At 64.3% G+C, this 16,386-nt stretch carries 12 protein-coding genes; 8 read left to right on the top strand and 4 right to left on the bottom strand.

Annotation, left to right across the window (positions count from 1 at the left end):
• The first annotated feature begins 95 nt into the window (after positions 1 to 95).
• On the top strand, positions 96 to 1,520 hold the full coding sequence (locus tag AC1Q7F_RS01300; RefSeq protein WP_492503000.1) for a hypothetical protein: 1,425 nt from the start codon (positions 96 to 98) through the stop codon (positions 1,518 to 1,520).
• Positions 1,521 to 1,535: 15 nt separating this feature from the next.
• On the opposite strand, the gene AC1Q7F_RS01305 is transcribed toward AC1Q7F_RS01300, so the two are convergent.
• The gene (locus tag AC1Q7F_RS01305) at positions 1,536 to 3,920 is read right to left on the bottom strand and encodes a Calx-beta domain-containing protein (protein WP_492503002.1); all 2,385 of its coding nucleotides are present in this window, start codon (positions 3,918 to 3,920) and stop codon (positions 1,536 to 1,538) included.
• A 222-nt stretch (positions 3,921 to 4,142) separates the two neighbouring features.
• Positions 4,143 to 5,069 (bottom strand): peptidylprolyl isomerase, encoded by a 927-nt coding sequence (locus AC1Q7F_RS01310; RefSeq protein ID WP_492503004.1) that lies wholly within the window; start codon positions 5,067 to 5,069, stop codon positions 4,143 to 4,145.
• A 352-nt stretch (positions 5,070 to 5,421) separates the two neighbouring features.
• On the opposite strand from AC1Q7F_RS01310, the gene secA reads away from it, so the two are divergent.
• The 5 genes from secA (at position 5,422) to eutC (ending at position 12,332) form a co-directional block, all read left to right on the top strand.
• Positions 5,422 to 8,169 carry a preprotein translocase subunit SecA gene (gene secA / locus AC1Q7F_RS01315; protein ID WP_492503006.1) on the top strand — a complete coding sequence of 916 codons (2,748 nt, stop codon included), beginning with the start codon at positions 5,422 to 5,424 and terminating at the stop codon, positions 8,167 to 8,169.
• Positions 8,170 to 8,588: 419 nt separating this feature from the next.
• Positions 8,589 to 9,290 (top strand): hypothetical protein, encoded by a 702-nt coding sequence (locus tag AC1Q7F_RS01320; protein WP_492503008.1) that lies wholly within the window; start codon positions 8,589 to 8,591, stop codon positions 9,288 to 9,290.
• 172 nt (positions 9,291 to 9,462) lie between these two features.
• On the top strand, positions 9,463 to 10,098 hold the full coding sequence (locus AC1Q7F_RS01325) for a MarC family protein (protein WP_492503010.1): 636 nt from the start codon (positions 9,463 to 9,465) through the stop codon (positions 10,096 to 10,098).
• A gap of 87 nt (positions 10,099 to 10,185) precedes the next feature.
• A complete protein-coding gene (locus AC1Q7F_RS01330; RefSeq protein WP_492503012.1) occupies positions 10,186 to 11,577 on the top strand; it encodes an ethanolamine ammonia-lyase subunit EutB in 1,392 nt (463 codons plus the stop codon).
• Complete coding sequence (eutC, locus tag AC1Q7F_RS01335) at positions 11,574 to 12,332, top strand: ethanolamine ammonia-lyase subunit EutC (RefSeq protein ID WP_492503014.1); 759 nt, start codon at positions 11,574 to 11,576, stop codon at positions 12,330 to 12,332. The genes AC1Q7F_RS01330 and eutC overlap by 4 nt, the downstream gene beginning before the upstream one ends.
• A gap of 2 nt (positions 12,333 to 12,334) precedes the next feature.
• Here the strand turns inward: eutC and AC1Q7F_RS01340 are convergent, their stop codons facing one another.
• Positions 12,335 to 13,129 carry a hypothetical protein gene (locus tag AC1Q7F_RS01340; protein ID WP_492503016.1) on the bottom strand — a complete coding sequence of 265 codons (795 nt, stop codon included), beginning with the start codon at positions 13,127 to 13,129 and terminating at the stop codon, positions 12,335 to 12,337.
• Between the two features lie 51 nt (positions 13,130 to 13,180).
• On the opposite strand from AC1Q7F_RS01340, the gene AC1Q7F_RS01345 reads away from it, so the two are divergent.
• Complete coding sequence (locus AC1Q7F_RS01345) at positions 13,181 to 14,107, top strand: SDR family oxidoreductase (protein ID WP_492503018.1); 927 nt, start codon at positions 13,181 to 13,183, stop codon at positions 14,105 to 14,107.
• Positions 14,108 to 14,148: 41 nt separating this feature from the next.
• Entirely contained in the window at positions 14,149 to 15,423 is a 1,275-nt protein-coding gene (locus AC1Q7F_RS01350) for a DUF445 domain-containing protein (protein ID WP_492503020.1), read from the top strand.
• 3 nt (positions 15,424 to 15,426) lie between these two features.
• Here AC1Q7F_RS01350 and AC1Q7F_RS01355 read toward each other — a convergent pair whose 3' ends face one another.
• The gene (locus tag AC1Q7F_RS01355) at positions 15,427 to 16,302 is read right to left on the bottom strand and encodes a hypothetical protein (RefSeq protein ID WP_492503022.1); all 876 of its coding nucleotides are present in this window, start codon (positions 16,300 to 16,302) and stop codon (positions 15,427 to 15,429) included.
• Positions 16,303 to 16,386 lie beyond the last annotated feature (84 nt).

The raw sequence follows: 16,386 nt of genomic DNA on the forward strand, positions 1-16,386 counted from the left end.
CCCCCACCGATGACGCCCTTTCATTGCCCGATCCCCGCCATCATGGTAGCGCCATGCTGGTTCCCGCCCTTCATCTTGCGCGCCAGAGGCCTTGCATGACCGATGCCGACGACAGTTCCCATCCACGCCGCCGCCAGCCCCGCCTGGATGCGCCCCGGCTGGCACTGTGGATGGGCGGAATCGCGCTGCTGGGGGCGGCCCTGTGGAACGGCTTCCCCATCGTGTTCTTCGACACGGGCGGCTATATCAAGCGGGTGCTTGACTGGGGGCTGGAGCCCGGCCGGTCCTTCTTCTATGGCCTGTTCCTCTATTTCACGTCCCTGCGCTGGTTCAGTTTCTGGGGACCGGTCCTAGCGCAGGCGGCGGCCACGCTGTGGCTGATCCACCTGCTGCTGCGCGTGCATGGGGCGGGCTTCCGCGACTGGCCACCGCGACAAGTGACGGGCGTGGTGGCCATCGCGCTGTCGGCCCTGACCGGCATCTCCTGGTATGTGGGCCAACTGATGCCCGACATCCTGCTGCCGCTGCTGGTTCTCTGCTTGTGGCTGCTGTCCTTCCGCTGGGACCATCTGGACATGCGGGAACGGGTGGGGGTGGCCGCCATCGGGCTGCTGGCGCTCCTGTCGCACATGTCGGGCATGGCGCTGGCCATGGGGCTGGTGGTCACCATCGCCCTGGCCAAGGGGCTGGACCGCTGGCGCGGCTGGGGTCTGGCGCCGCGCATCGCACCGGCGGCGGGGTTGCTGGCCTTGTCGCTGGTGGCCATGCCGACCTTGCACATGGCCCTTATCGGCAAGCCGGGCTTCACGCCGGGCGGGCCGGTCTTCATCTTCGGCCGGCTGGTGCAGGATGGGTTGGCCCAGCGTTATCTGACCGACCATTGCCCGGACCCGACTATCAAGCTCTGTGCCTATAAGGACCAGTTGCCGACGACCGCCGATGATTTCATCTGGCATGTCGACAGCCCCTTCCGCGCCATCGGCGGCTGGGGGGCGGCGGATGCGGAACTGTCCAGGTTGGTGGGGGGGATCGTCGCGACATATCCCGGCGCGTTCTTGGCAACCGCCCTGTTGGCGACCTGGGACCAGTTGGTCATGGTGCAGACTGGTGACGGGCTGGATGAATGGCAGGAGGTGACGCGCTGGATCTTTTCGTCCCAACTGCCAGGCCGGCGCTATCTGGACTTCATGTCTGCCCGCCAGCAGCGGGAGGAGACGACGCAGCGCCTGTTCGACGCGTTGAACTTGGTGCATGTGCCGGTGGCGCATTTGTCGGGCCTGGGCCTGATCCTGGTGGCGGTCTGGGGCTTTCGCACTGGTCGGCGCGACCTGGCCGCACTGGCCCTGTTCACCGCCATCGCCCTGATCGGCAACGCCTTCATCAGTGGCGCCTTGTCCAACCCGCATGACCGATACCAGAGCCGCATCGTCTGGTTGGCCACCCTGGTGGTGGGGGTGGCGGGGCTGGCCTGGATGGGGCGGAAGAGGCTGAAGCCACCATCCGCCCAACCCAGGTCGTAGCCTGCTGTCCCGGCCTCAGAGGGTCCCATCCATCACGCCGAGCAGGGTCAACTCCACCGTAAAGGCCGGGCGACCTTCTGCGCGGCCGTTACTGATGTAGTGGTTGACCAGGGCGACATGGTCCAGGCCGAAGGCGTTGAACAGGTCGGGGTTCAAGGCCGCATAGGCCTCCGCGTCGAAGCCCGTGGCCACCCGTCCCTCCGCCCGACCGCTCTGAATGTAATGGGTGATCAGGCTGGTGGCGTTGAGGCCGAAGGCGCTGAACAGGTCGGGGTTCAAGGCCGCATAGGCCTCGGCATCGAAGCCGGTGGCCAGGCGGCCTTCCGCCTTGCCATTATTGACATAATGGGTGACCAGGGCGGCATGGCTGGTGCCGAACACCCCGAACAGGTCGGGGTTCAGCGCCGCATAGGCTTCCGCATCGAACCCTTCAGCCAGCCGTCCTTCCGTCTTGCCGTTATTGCGGTAATGGCTGGCCAGGGCATCCTCGTTCAAGCCGAAGGCGTTGAACAGGTCGGGGTTCAGCGCCGCATAGGCCTCGGCATCGAACCCGGCGCTGGCCCGGCCCTCAGCTTTGCCGTTGGTCACGTAGTGACTGACGTAGGCGCTGTCATTATTACCAAAGGCCGACACCAGATCGGGGTTCAGCGCGCGATAGGCATCCAGGGTGAAAGCGGCGGTGGGCAGGTCGTCATCCACGATCACCCCGGTGCCCGTTATGCTGGCAGCATTGCTGGCTAGGATGGCCCCGGTGGCCTGCAATAGCGTCAAGCCGACAGTTTCATTCGCCTCCACCCTGTCATCGTCCTTCACGCTCACCTCGATGGTGGCGCTGGTGTCACCGGCGGCGATGGTGACAGTCCGGTTGACGGTCACGTAATCGCTGCCGACAGCGGCCGTTCCGCCTTCGGTTCTGGCTATGAAAGTGACGGGCGTGGTCGATGTGTCCGACAGGGCGACAGTATAGATCAGGTGGCCCCCTGCCTCCGCCATGACGGGATTGCTGACGGTCAGTGTTGGGGGCGTATATGCCGATGCCGTCAGCGTATAGGTGCCCGTATCGCCGCCGCCGCTGGTCGCCAGGAAATAGCGTCCGGAAATCGTAGGCGTATAGCCAGCGCCGTCCGTCAGGCTGACGCCGGTCACAGCCGTGCCCGAAGGATTCTGAAGGGCAAGGACGACATTGGACAGTGTGCCGCCGCCATCACCCGAACCACGGCCACCGAACCGGTAGGTTGTGCCCGCCACCAGATCAACGGCAATCCAATCCACATCGCCGGCCACACCGATCACGCCTGTCACCCGACCTCCGACGGGCAGGAGGCCGGCCGTCTGTGTATTGGCGGAATACTCATCCGCCAACACCTCGGTTGCGGTCACCGTGTATGATCCCCTCTCGTTCAAGGTGGCGCTCTCCGCCGCCAAGTAGTAGCGGCCGGAAGCGGTGGGCGTGATGTTGATCTTTTGCCCGGCGGCTAAGGGCAAGGTCCCCTGGGATGAGTAGAATCTGAATGCGATTTCGGGCAGCGTGCCGCCGCCAGTATACGCATCGAACCCGTCGAACTGATAGGTCTTGCCCGCCACCAGGTCGACGCCGAACCAATCCCTGTCCTCCGGCAGCCCGATCACGCCCTGCACCTGCCCGCCGATCGCCAAAACGCCCGTTGTTCTGCTGTTGTCCGCATAATCATCAGCCCCCGCCAACACCAGAGCCTGCAGCGAATAGGTGCCAGTCCGCCCGGAATAGCCGGCCACATCCAGGAAGTAACGCCCGGAGACAGTCGGTGTGTAGGTGATCATGTCGTCGGTTGAACTGCTGGCGGTCGACGAACCAGAGGGGGAGCGAAGCGACAGAAACAGGCCCGGCAGCGTGCCAGCATAGCTCGACGCGTCATAGCCGGCGAACCGGTAGGTTGTGCCCGCCACCAGATCCATGGCAAGCCAGTCCCTGTCACCGACGGTTTCGATCGTGCCCCTCACCTCGCCACCGATCGTCAGCATGCCCGCTGTCTGCGCGCTTGCCAGGTAATCGTCATCTGTTGCAACAACCGCCCGCAGCTTATAGCTGCCCATGCCGGTGCTGCTGTATGTGCCGACAGCATAAAGGCTTTTCGCCGACAAGAAATAGCGGCCGGACAGGCTGGGCGTATAGCCGATGGTGTCAGTTTCGCCCGCGCTGGCCAGGATGGAACCCGACGGGCTGTAGAGTGAAATACCGACCCCGAGCAGCGTGCCGCCGCGGCTGAGCGCATCATAGCCGTAGAATTTGTAGGCAGTGCCCGCCGTGAGGTCCACGGCGAACCAGTCCGCGTCCCCGACTTGTTCAATACGACCCGACGATTGGCCGCCGATCGTCAACTTTCCCGTGGTCAGCGTGGTCGCTAGATAATCATCAGCCATCATTTGCCCCGCATGACAATCTGTTCGTTTGCCCACAACCTATTAACGCAATGTCGCTCTCACATAAAATACAACATGAAAACAGATCGGCTTTTTCGCGAACACTTAGACCATCCGGGGGCCGGTGATCGGTGGGGACGGCACGACAAAAAACCCCGCCGCGATGCGACGGGGTTTCCAGTCCAGACGGCGGGCGGGCCCGTGGCCAACCCACCGGCATGATCACTTCTTCTGCGGCGCCGGTGCTGCCGGGGCAGCCACCATCGGCGAGCCGTCGATGTTGAACTTCTCGACCTTGGCGGTCTTTTCCAGGCCCTTCACCACTTCCTCGGCGATCTCCTGGGCCACCATCTGGCGCAGCTGCGGGGTGGCCTGGTCGAAGGTCGGCGGGGTCTGCTTGCGCTTGTCGGCGACCTTGATGACGTGGAAACCGAAATCGGTCTGCACCGGGGCAGCACTGACCTCACCCACCTTCATGGCGAAGGCGGCGTCGGCGAAGGGCTTCACCATCTGGTCCTTCACGAAATAGCCCAGGTCGCCACCCGTCTCCTTCGTGCCGTCGGTGCCCTTCTCGGCCGCCAGCTTGGCGAAGTCGGCCCCGCCCTTCAGCTGCTTGATGATGGCATCGGCCTCTTCCTTGGTCTTCACCAGGATGTGGCTGGCCTTCACCTCGTCCTGCGGCGGGTTCTCCTTGATCCACTTGTCATAGGCGGCCTTCAGCTTGTCGGCGGTCAGCTTCTTGTCGATCTCGGCCTTCAGCCAGGCCTGCTGGACAAACTGCTCTTCCGCCTGCTTCAGGCGGCGCTTGACCTCCGCACTGTCCTGCAGCTTGGCCTTGTAACCGGCCTCGGTCACCAGCTGGGCCTGGACCAGCTGTTCGACCAGCTGCGGGAAGATCATCTGCAAGGGCATCTGCTGGACCTGCGGATCCAGCTGCTGCAACAGCGCCAGCACGTCGGAGCGCTTGAATTCCTTGCCATTGGCGCGGGCGACGACCGGATCGTCAGCCAGCGTGCCGGCGGCGGGCTTGGCGGCCGGGGCCGCGGCCGGCTTGGCCGCGTCCTGTGCCATGGCCGGGGTCAATGCTGCGGCGGCGACCGACCCGAGGGCGGCGGCAACCAGGGCGGCACGCATGGTCTTGAACGACATCTGTGGAGGTTCCCTGCAAACAATCCGGTTGGCCGGCGGGAACATCCCCTCCGGACCGCATCGGCATAAAGCATGACAGGCCATAGACAGGCAAGGGGCCTTGGATATGGCCATAAGGTCAATGAAAAGGGCCCGTTCATGGCCATTTCATGGCTGCAACGCCCGGGAAAACCCGCCCCGGGGTGGCATGCCGCATTGACCGAAGCGATGCGCGGTCTTATCTGTGACGGGCGCTGGAATGGGCGGAGCCTGTTTCGGTGCGAAAACCTTCCCGGCGGCCGGCCCGGCCGTTACCGGGGATTCGTCGTGCCCGGTGTCCTCAATCGCGCCTGTTCCTAGTCGGAGTGCCTCTATGTTCGGTTCCATCGCCCGCAAGCTGTTCGGCAGCGCCAATGAGCGGGTGGTCAAGGGTCTGCGCAAGCAGGTGGAAGCCATCAACGCGCTGGAGCCGAAGCTGGCCGGCCTGTCGGATGCCGAGTTGCAGATGCGCACCGACTGGCTGCGCGACCGGCTGGAAAAGGGCGAGACGCTGGCGGATATCCTGCCCGACGCCTTCGCTACGGTGCGCGAGGCATCCAGGCGCGTCATGGGCATGCGCCATTTCGACGTGCAGATGATCGGCGGCATGGTGCTGCATTCCGGCAAGATCGCCGAAATGCGCACGGGCGAGGGCAAGACCCTGGTCGGTACCCTTGCGGTCTATCTGAATGCGCTGCAGGGCAAGGGCGTGCATGTCGTCACGGTGAACGACTATCTGGCCAGCCGCGATGCCACGCATATGGGCAAGCTCTACGGCTTTCTGGGACTGACCACGGGCGTCATCGTCCATGGCCTGGATGATGATGAGCGTCGCGCCGCCTATGCCTGCGACATCACCTATGGCACCAACAACGAGTTCGGCTTCGATTATCTGCGCGACAATATGAAGTACCGCCTGACCGATATGGTGCAGCGGCCCTTCAATTACGCCATCGTCGATGAGGTGGACAGCATCCTGGTGGATGAGGCGCGCACGCCGCTGATCATCTCCGGCCCCTCCACCGACGGGTCTGAACTGTACATCGCCATTAACAAGGTGATGGACCAGATCGGCGAGGGCGATTTCGAGAAGGACGAGAAGGCCAAGGCCGTCTCCATGACCGAATCGGGCACGGAGAAGGTGGCGCAGATCCTGACAAAGATGGAACTGCTGAAGACCGGCGATCTGTACGACATCCAGAACATCTCCCTGGTCCACCACATGAACCAGGCGCTGAAGGCCCACCAGCTTTTCACCCGCGACGTGGATTACATCGTCAAGGATGACAAGGTCATCATCATCGACGAGTTCACGGGCCGCATGATGGAGGGACGGCGCTACTCCGAGGGCTTGCATCAGGCGCTGGAGGCCAAGGAAGGTGTCGCGATCCAGCGCGAGAACCAGACGCTGGCCAGCATCACCTTCCAGAACTATTTCCGCCTCTATCCCAAGCTGGCGGGCATGACCGGCACGGCCATGACCGAAGCGTCGGAATTTGCCGAGATCTATGGCCTGGAGGTGGTGGACATTCCCACCAACCTGCCCGTCGCCCGTATCGACAATGATGACGAGGTCTATCGGTCGGCCGCGGAGAAGTACGAGGCCATCGTCAAGCTGGTCGAGGAATGCCGTGAACGGCAGCAGCCGGTTCTGGTCGGTACCGTATCGATCGAGAAGTCGGAGACGCTCTCGACCCTCATGAAGAAGAAGGGCATTCCGCACAAGGTGTTGAACGCCCGTTATCATGAACAGGAAGCCTATATCGTTTCGCAGGCGGGTCGTCCCGGTGCCGTAACGATCGCCACCAACATGGCCGGCCGCGGTACCGATATCCAGCTGGGCGGCAATTTCGACATGCGGGTCGAGTTCGAACTGGCGGACGTGCCGGAGGGTGAGGAGCGCCAACGCCGCATCGCCGAGATCAAGGCCGAAATCGCCGTCGCCAAGGAGATCGTGATCAAGGCCGGCGGCCTGTATGTCGTGGGTACCGAGCGCCATGAGAGCCGGCGTATCGACAACCAGTTGCGCGGCCGTTCAGGCCGTCAGGGCGATCCGGGTGCGTCCAAGTTCTTCCTGTCGCTGGATGACGACCTGATGCGCATCTTCGGCAGCCAGCGCCTGGACGGCATGCTCCAGAAGCTGGGCCTGCAGGAGGGTGAGGCCATCATCCATCCCTGGATCAACAAGGCCCTGGAAAAGGCCCAGCAGCGCGTCGAAGCCCATAACTTCGAAATCCGCAAGAACCTGCTGAAGTACGACAATGTCATGAATGACCAGCGCAAGGTCATTTATGAGCAGCGTAAGGAGATCATGGAGGCCGAGGACGTCCAGGAGATGGTCGGCTCCATGCGCCATGAGGTGATCACCGACATGGTGCGCCGTGCCATCCCGGAAAACGCCTATGCCGAGCAGTGGAACGTCAATCTACTGCACGAGGAATGCCTACGCCTGCTGGGTGCCGACCTGCCGGTCCGCGACTGGGCCAAGGAAGAGGGCATCGCCGACGAGGAGATCACCGAGCGGCTGCTGAAGTATGCCGAGGACAAGATGGCGGAGAAGGAAGCCGCCTATGGTGCCGGCCTCTTGCGCAATATCGAGAAGAGCCTGCTGCTCCAGATCCTGGACCAGGTCTGGAAGGACCATCTGCTCTCGCTCGACCATCTGCGTCAGGGCATCAACTTGCGCGCCTATGCGCAGCGCGACCCGCTGAACGAATATAAAAAGGAAGCGTTCGAGCTGTTTTCCGGCCTGCTGGATAATCTGCGCGAGCAGGTGACCCAGATGCTGATGCTGATCCAGGTCCGCGTGACGGAGCCGGAGCCCCTGCCCATGCCGACCTTCGGGGAGGAGACACGTTTCGACCCGGCGTTCGCCGGTGGCACGCCCCCGGCTGATGCCCCGCTGCCCGATGGCATGCGCCGTGCCAGCCTGCCGCATTTCGGCATGGGGGCCGCTGCCTTGCCCGTGGCGCAGGAGACGGATCTGACCGATGGTGAGGCCTGGGTGAACACGCCCCGCAACGCGCCCTGTCCTTGCGGCAGTGGTAAGAAGTTCAAGCATTGCCATGGAGCGGCCGGCTGACGCGTACCGGTCCCTTTTTATCCGCGACTGTAAAGGCCCGTCATTACCCCTTCGGGGGACGATGACGGGCCTTTGCGTTTGTGATGCCCGCGCTGGCTTGGTATAGTTTACCGATAAATGGATCAATATACTTTCCGCATGACATTAATATTCGTGAAAAACTACGAGTTGTTATCGATTAAAATAAACCATATAGTTGCTAACCGAAAGTATTAACCGTTAGATAAATTGACAGAAAGCCGTCCTTCGCAACATATGAAGCCGTGCATGCTTCCGGGTGTGAAGGCGTTGTCGCGCTGTGGCCGTTCCGACTGTTGGGCGGGGGTACCTGCAACTACAGCACCGGCAAAGATCACGGGTCACGCACCGGGCCATCGCACAGGCGACGGGTCCAGCGTCCATGATGGGGAGATGAAATCATGAATCTTCACACGGATTTCTACAATAATACCGGCCGGATCATTCATAAGTGGAAACATTACTTTCCAGCCTATGAACGTCACTTCAGTCCCTGGATCAACAAAACCGTCACCTTCATTGAAATCGGCTGCGGCAGCGGTGGTTCGCTGCAGATGTGGAAGCGGTTCTTTGGTCCCCATGCCACGATCATCGGTATCGACATCAATCCCGAATGCCGGGACTACGCGGATGACCAGATCGCCATCCGCATCGGTCCGCAGCAGGATGAGGGGTTCCTGAAGGATGTTCTGGCCGAGTTCGGGGTGCCGGACGTGGTGCTGGACGATGGTAGTCACGTCATGTCCCACGTCAACGACACCTTTCGATATCTCTATCCGCAGGTATCCAAGAACGGGGTCTATATGGTGGAGGATATGCACACCGCCTATTGGCCGGAGTTCGAGGGAGGGTATCGGCAGGAAGGCAGTTTTATCGAACGGACCAAGGGTCTGATCGATTCCCTGAATGCCGATCACGCCCGCGGCGCCATTGAGCCCGACGAATTCACCCGCTCGACCCTGTCCATCCACCTCTATGACAGCATCGTGGTCTTTGAAAAGGGGCGCCATACCCAGAAGCGGGCACCCCGTATGGGCAAAGAACGCGCTGCGACGCCGCGTGAACTGCTGGGCCGGCTCTCCCGCAAACTTCGGCATTCCTGACATATATCGCGTCCCGGCCGCAGACCGGCCGATGCCGCACCATCGTCCGGTATCGCGTCCCGGCCGCAGACCGGCCGATGCCGCACCATCGCCCGGTAGGTCCCTTCCAATCGGCCCCCGCTTCCATGCTATGGTTCCGCTCCCTGACACACGTGCCCTGCCGGACATCTCCATGGAAGCCTGGTCCGAGTATTCGCGGTTCCTCATCGCGCTGTTCGCCATCCTGACACCCTTTGCGGCCATCCCCATCTTTCTCGGCATGACGGAGGGGCGCAGCGCGGCGGAGCGGAACTCCATCGCGCTATCCGCCGTGATGACGGTGGCCACCGTGCTGGTTAGTTCCGTTTTTCTGGGTGATGCCATCCTCACGGTGCTGGGCACCAGCCTGGCCAGCTTCCGGGTGGGTGGCGGCATCGTGCTGCTGTTGATCGCCCTGTCGCTGCTGAACGCCACGGTCAGTGGTGTGAAGCAGACCCAGCAGGAAGCGGATGAGGCCGGCACGCGCACCGCCATCGGCGTGGTGCCGCTGGGCCTGCCGCTGCTGGCCGGCCCCGGCTCCATCTCCGCCGTGATCATCGAAGCGCAACGCGGCGTGGGCTGGGAACATTACGCCATCCTGGTCGGCTGCATCCTGATCGTCTGTGCGGGCCTGCTGCTGACCTTGCGGCTGGCCGTACCCATCGGCAACAAGCTGGGACAGACCGGCCTGAACATCATGAACCGCCTGACCGGCCTGCTGCTGGCCGCCGTGGCGGTGGAGATCATCGCCGCGGGTCTGCGGGCCTTGTTCCCCGGTTGGATGACCTGACCGACGGCCTCCTTTTTTTGCACCGCAATATCTTGCCGTTCCTGTGGGCTTTGCTACGCTGTCTCCCGTCAAACGACGGGGGCGGGCATGGCGTACAGCGCGACCGTGGGGCGGACGAACTATCGGTTCGATGACCTGAAGACCCTGCTGGCCCGTGCCACCCCGGCCCGGTCGGGTGACCTGCTGGCCGGTGTGGCGGCGGGCAGCGATGCGGAGCGGGTGGCTGCCCGCATGGCGCTTGCCGATCTGCCGCTGAAAGCGTTCCTGGCAGAGCCGCTGGTTCCGTATGAGCAGGACGAGGTGACGCGGCTGATCATGGACAGCCATGACGCCGCCGCCTTCGCCCCCGTTGCCCATATGAGCGTCGGGCAATTTCGCGACTGGCTGCTGTCGGACGCCGCGACCTCCGACGCGTTGGCCAGCCTTTCCCCCGGCCTGACGCCGGAGATGGTGGCTGCCACGTCCAAGCTGATGCGCAATCAGGACCTGATCGCCGTGGGGCGCAAGGCCCGCGTCGTCACCGCCTTCCGCACGACGATCGGCCTGCCCGGCCGCCTGTCGGTGCGGCTGCAGCCCAACCACCCGACCGATGATCCCAAGGCCATCGCCGCCAGCATCCTGGACGGGCTGATGTATGGGTGCGGTGATGCCACCATCGGCATCAACCCGGCCACGGATTCGGCGGGGCGCTGCCTGGACCTTTTGTCGATGATCGACGATCTGCGCCGCCGCTTCGACATACCGGTGCAATCCTGTGTGCTTGCCCATGTCACCACCCTGATCCAGGTGATGGAACGGGCCGGACCCGTGGATCTGGTGTTCCAGTCCATCGCCGGGTCGCAGGCGGCCAACCGGTCTTTCGGCATCGACCTGTCGATCCTGAAAGAGGCGCATGAGGCGGCCCTGGCCCTGAAGCGCGGCACCGTCGGGCAGAATGTCATGTATTTCGAAACGGGGCAGGGCAGCGCCCTGTCGGCCGAGGCCCATCACGGCCTGGACCAGCAGACGATGGAGGTAAGGGCCTATGCCGTGGCCCGGGCCTTCGATCCGCTGCTGGTCAATACGGTCGTGGGCTTCATCGGGCCGGAATATCTCTATGACGGCAAGCAGATCATCCGGGCGGGGCTGGAGGATCATTGCTGCGGCAAGCTGCTGGGCCTGCCGATGGGGGTTGACGTTTGCTACACCAACCATGCCGAGGCGGATCAGGATGACATGGACAATCTGCTGACCCTGCTGGGGGTGGCCGGCTGTTCCTACATCATGGGTGTGCCGGGGGCGGATGATGTGATGCTCTCCTATCAGAGCACCAGCTTCCACGACGCCAATTATGTCCGCACCGCCCTGGGCCTGCGTCCGGCACCGGAATTCGAGGCATGGCTGCAACGGATGGGGGTGATGGATGGCGAGGCCCGCATCCGCCCCGCCCTTGCCGCCGGCAGCGGCGTCTGCAAGCTGCTCGATGGGGTGGCGGCATGAGCAGTTTCGACCCCTGGTCCAACCTGCGCCGTTTCACGCCGGCCCGCATCGCCCTGGGTCGCACGGGTGACGCGCTGCCCGTGGAGCGGCTGTTGGAATTCCAGGCAGCCCATGCCCTGGCCCGCGATGCGGTCCACCAGCCCTTTGACGCCGATGGGCTGGCCGATGCGCTGTCCGATCACCCGACGCTGGTGGTGCGCAGCCAGGCACCCGACCGTGCCGCCTATCTGCAACGGCCTGACCTGGGAAGGCGGCTGCATCAAGACGATCTGGCGCAGTTGTCGGGCATGCGCTGCCATGGGCAGGGGCCGCAGAAAAGCTATGATGCGGTCATCGTTCTGGGCGACGGATTGTCGGCCCGTGCCCTGCATGACCATGGCGAGGCCTTGCTGGATGAATTGCTGCCCCGGCTGACGGGGTGGGACCTGGCGCCGCTGATTCTGGCCCGTCAGGCGCGGGTGGCGCTGGGCGATGATGTGGCGGCGGCGTTGAACGCCGCCATGGTGGTGATGCTGATCGGGGAGCGTCCGGGTTTGACGGCGGCGGACAGTATCGGCGCCTACCTGACCTTCCACCCGCAGCCGGGCGTGACGCGGGATGCGGAACGCAACTGCGTCTCCAACATCCGCCCCGACGGCTATGCCCCGGCCCTGGCCGCCGACCTGATCGCCTGGCTGATGACAGAGGCGCGGCGGTTGAAGCTGACGGGTATCGGGCTGAAGCAGGATCGGCCGGCAGAGTTGACAGCCCCGTAGTGCTACTTTTCCTTCTTCTTCAATTCCCGCTTCTGTTCCGTCTGGGCGCGGTCCAGTGCGTTCAGGTTCTGCAAGGCGGTGGCGGCGGCGGGCGTGCCGGCGGCGACGCGGCGCACAGCCTCCCAATCCTGCTTGGCATGCAGCGTGTCGCTCTTGGCGGCGCGCAGGTTGCCGCGCAGCAGCAGCGCCTCACCGCTCTGCGGTGACAGGCGCAGCGCCTCCTCAACATCCACCATCGATTTGGCGTCCAGCGCCAGCACATGGTGTGCCTGGGCCCGCAGCAGCCAGGCCTCGGACAGTTTGGGCGTCAGTTCCACCACCCGGTTCAAATCCTTGATGGCTTCCCAGTAACGTTCCATGCCGGCCCGCGCGATGGCCCGGTCCATCAGGATCTGGGTGTCGCGCGGCATCAGGTCCAGTGCCTTGCCATAGGCCGCCTCGGCCTTCTCGGGTTTGTGGGCATTGGTCCAGGCCATGCCCGCCCGGCTCAGCAGATTGGCGCGCGCAGACGCCGAATCACGGGTCAGCTCCGCCGCGGACGCTTCCAACGCGGGGGCCGCCAGTTCCCAGTCACCGCGCAACAGCAGGGAAAGCGCCTGACAGAGGCGGGCATCGGCCCCGCCGCCCTGGCGTTCCCACAGCTTCGCCTCCTCGAACGCGAAGTCGGGCAGCTCCGCCGCCCGGTCCAGGCAGGCGGTGCGGTTGGCGAAGATGAGCCCTTCATGTGCCGTCGCGGACAATGGCAGGCAAAGGGGGATAAGGGCGATCAGCGCCCCGGCATTGAGCAAGCGGGTCATGGCACGCTACAAATCCCCATCCGCCCACTGCAGGCAAGTGTCAAAAAAGTCATGATCGACAAGTTCCCCATGCCGGACATGCCGCCCGGCCGGCTGTTCATCTTCGGTCTTGGATACACGTCGCTGCGGCTGGCGGCCCGTCTGCGCACTTTCGGATGGCAGGTGGGCGGCACGACGCGGGGGACAGACAAGGTGGCGACCTTGCGCGCCGCCGGTATCGACGCGGTCGCCTTCGACCGGGACCAGCCCCTGGATGCCGCCATCCTGGACAGCGCCACCCATATCCTGTCCTCCGTCCCGCCCGACGATGCGGGCGATCCTGTCCTGGACGGGCATGGGGCCGACATCGCCGCACGGGCCAGCGGCCTGCGTTGGGTCGGCTATCTCTCCACCACGGGCGTCTATGGCGATGCCGGCGGCGGCTGGGTGGACGAGGACTGTCCGCTTGCCGCCACCGGTGCGCGCGGGCGGCGGCGCGTGGCGGCGGAGGCCGGGTGGCGGGGGCTGCATGAACAGGCCGGTGTGCCTGTCCACCTGTTCCGCCTGCCCGGCATCTATGGTCCCGGCCGCAGCGCCATCGACAGTCTGCGTGCCGGCACGGCCAGGCGGGTGGATAAGCCGGGCCAGGTGTTCTGCCGTGTCCATGTCGATGATATCGGCGGTGCCCTGCTGGCCTCCATGGCCCGGCCGCAGCCGGGTACCGCCTATAATGTCGTGGATGACGAGCCTGCCCCGGCGGCCCAGGTGGTGGAGCATGCGGCCCGCCTGCTGCGGGTGGAGCCGCCACCGCTGGAGCCGTTCGATCCGGCGTCCATGTCCGCCATGGCGGCCAGTTTCTATGCCGACAACCGGCGTGTGCGGAACGATCGGTTGAAGCGGGTGTTGGGTTATCGCCTGCTGTACCCCACCTATCGTGAAGGGCTGGCGGCACAGCTGGCGGCGCAGACAATTGGTATCGGGTCTGTAACGGGCGGGTAAATCCTTAAACCCAGGCCCGATCACCGGCGTAGGATGTGAGCATGCGTGACCCCGATCCCCCTCCCTCCACCCTTCCCGATCCGGCCGACGATGAAAGCCTGGCCCGCGACCTGTCGCGCCATCGCTGGCTGGCCGGGTCTTTCCTGGCGTTGGCGGCGGGTGGCTGGGCTGCCAGCCATGCCCCTTTCATGCCGCCGGGCGTGGCACCGGCGCTGCGGGCGGTGGCGGAAGCGGGGATGGTGGGCGGGCTGGCCGACTGGTTTGCGGTGACGGCCCTGTTCCGCCGGCCGCTGGGCCTGCCCATCCCGCATACGGCCCTGGTGCCGCACAACCGTGACCGCATCGCCGACGGCATTGCCGCCTATATCGACCGGGAGTTCCTGGAACCCGCCATGCTGGTGGAACAGGTGCGGCGCATGGACCCGGCCACGCGCATCGCCCGCCTGCTGTCCGACCCTGCCGACCGCGACAAGCTGGTCGATCTGGTGGCCGGCATGCTGCCGGGCCTGCTGGCCCGCCAAGGGGAGGCGCCATTGGCACAGGCGCTGGGTCGGGCGCTGGCCGCTGGCCTGTCGCAGGCCGACCTGCGTCCGGCGCTCGCCGGTGCTGCCCGGCATTTCGTGGACAGCGATGCGATGGAGCTGCTGGTGCGGGAAATGGTGGACCGGCTGATCCACCTGTTCCATGGCCAGCGCGGATTCGTGGAAGCGGCGGTGGCCGGCAAGTCGCGCTGGTGGATGCCCTCATCGATGGACAAGTCCCTGGCCGGGACCATCAACGAAGCCATCCTGGGTCATCTCTGGGACCTGCGCAGCCCCTATGCGCCGGCGGGACAGGAACTGCGCCTCTGGCTGAAGGGTCTGCCAGACGAGATCAAGGAGGGCAGCGAACTGGCCCAGCGCCTGCTGGAGGCGGTGCGGCAGTTCGCGGGGCCGGCGGCGATGGGGCCATTGCTGAACGATCTGCTGTCGGGTCTGCGCGATGCGGCCCTGGCCGACCTGGACCGGCCGAACGGCCATATCAGGGGGGCCTTGCACGGTGTGGCGGAATCCCTGGCCGGCGCCATGCAGGAGGCGCCGGTGCGCGACCGGCTGAACCAGGCGGTGGAACAGGCCTTCGTGGCAGCTCTGCCGCGCTGGCGTCAGGCCATCCGCGACTTCGTGGCCCGGACCCTGAAGGCCCAGGATGTCGACGAGTTTACCCATCGTTTGGAACTGCGTGTGGGCCGCGATCTGCAATATATCCGGATCAACGGCACCCTGCTGGGGGCGGCCATCGGCGGCGCTCTTTATGCCCTGAACAGCTGGATCGGTTAGGGTTCAGTCTTCATAGACCAGCCGGCGTTCGCGGTAGCTGTCCTGCAGCCCGCCCCATCCGGCCAGATGGACCACGCAAATTTCCTGGACCGGCTTGGAGATGACGGAGCAGACCTTGCCGGTTACCGGGTTGCGGGCCACCCCGCCGGCATTGCAATGGAAATTGTAGAGCGGGTCCAGCACAGTGGCCAGACCATGGTGGGCGATGACGCCGTTGAAGGCCGTCTGCTCGGCGAAATGGATGAATTGCTGGTTCACCAGATGGATGCGGGGGGCGACCTCCAGCACCTCCTGCCACCACAGCTCCCAGAAGGGGGATTGGGTGGAAAGGGCGAACAGGCCGGAGGAGAAGAAGGTGCGGTTGGCGATGGCCTCAGCCAGGACGATGTCATAGCCGCCATGAACCCAGTTGCGCTGCACTTCCAGGTTCTTGTCGGCGCTGATGATGGTCGACTCATAATAATGCGAGATCAGGGGAGCGGCGACCACGCGCCGGGGCGAATAGGCCAGAGCCTGCCCAATGACCGGCAGCAGCCGGTCGTCCTGCACCCAGATATCGCAGTCCAGATAGAGCAGATGGTCGTACCCGGTGATGATCTTGGGAAAGAGCGGCCGGATGAACTGGCAGAAGGTGTAGGGCTTCTCCGCCACGATCCGGCGCAGCGGCCCATCGAAGGCATCCGGACCGATCGGGATATAGGTGACGCCGTGGCTATGGATGAACGCCACATGCTCAGGCGCCATGCCGGGGGAAATACAGAACTTGTCCATCGCATAAAGGGATGGCGCGTTCTTCCGCATGGAAAGAAGAAGGTTCTTCAGGTGGAAGAAATAGCCGTCGTCACAAGCCAGGATGAGGGCGATTTCCTTGGTCGACACAAGCGCTTCCCCCGGTCCAGTCCATGTGCCATCAGCGGGTGATGGTACGCAATCCGATCCCGGGGGGGGGGGGGGGGGGGGGGG

This window comes from Niveispirillum sp. GW835-FHT14G11 (assembly GCF_058793615.1).

Coding starts and splice junctions, on each gene's coding strand:
- AC1Q7F_RS01330 (WP_492503012.1), top strand. CDS start 10,186: ATGGCGTACAGCGCGACCGTGGGGCGGACGAACTATCGGTTCGATGAC.
- eutC (WP_492503014.1), top strand. CDS start 11,574: ATGAGCAGTTTCGACCCCTGGTCCAACCTGCGCCGTTTCACGCCGGCC.
- AC1Q7F_RS01310 (WP_492503004.1), bottom strand. CDS start 5,069: ATGTCGTTCAAGACCATGCGTGCCGCCCTGGTTGCCGCCGCCCTCGGG.
- AC1Q7F_RS01350 (WP_492503020.1), top strand. CDS start 14,149: ATGCGTGACCCCGATCCCCCTCCCTCCACCCTTCCCGATCCGGCCGAC.
- AC1Q7F_RS01300 (WP_492503000.1), top strand. CDS start 96: ATGACCGATGCCGACGACAGTTCCCATCCACGCCGCCGCCAGCCCCGC.
- AC1Q7F_RS01340 (WP_492503016.1), bottom strand. CDS start 13,129: ATGACCCGCTTGCTCAATGCCGGGGCGCTGATCGCCCTTATCCCCCTT.
- AC1Q7F_RS01305 (WP_492503002.1), bottom strand. CDS start 3,920: ATGGCTGATGATTATCTAGCGACCACGCTGACCACGGGAAAGTTGACG.
- AC1Q7F_RS01345 (WP_492503018.1), top strand. CDS start 13,181: ATGATCGACAAGTTCCCCATGCCGGACATGCCGCCCGGCCGGCTGTTC.
- AC1Q7F_RS01320 (WP_492503008.1), top strand. CDS start 8,589: ATGAATCTTCACACGGATTTCTACAATAATACCGGCCGGATCATTCAT.
- AC1Q7F_RS01325 (WP_492503010.1), top strand. CDS start 9,463: ATGGAAGCCTGGTCCGAGTATTCGCGGTTCCTCATCGCGCTGTTCGCC.
- secA (WP_492503006.1), top strand. CDS start 5,422: ATGTTCGGTTCCATCGCCCGCAAGCTGTTCGGCAGCGCCAATGAGCGG.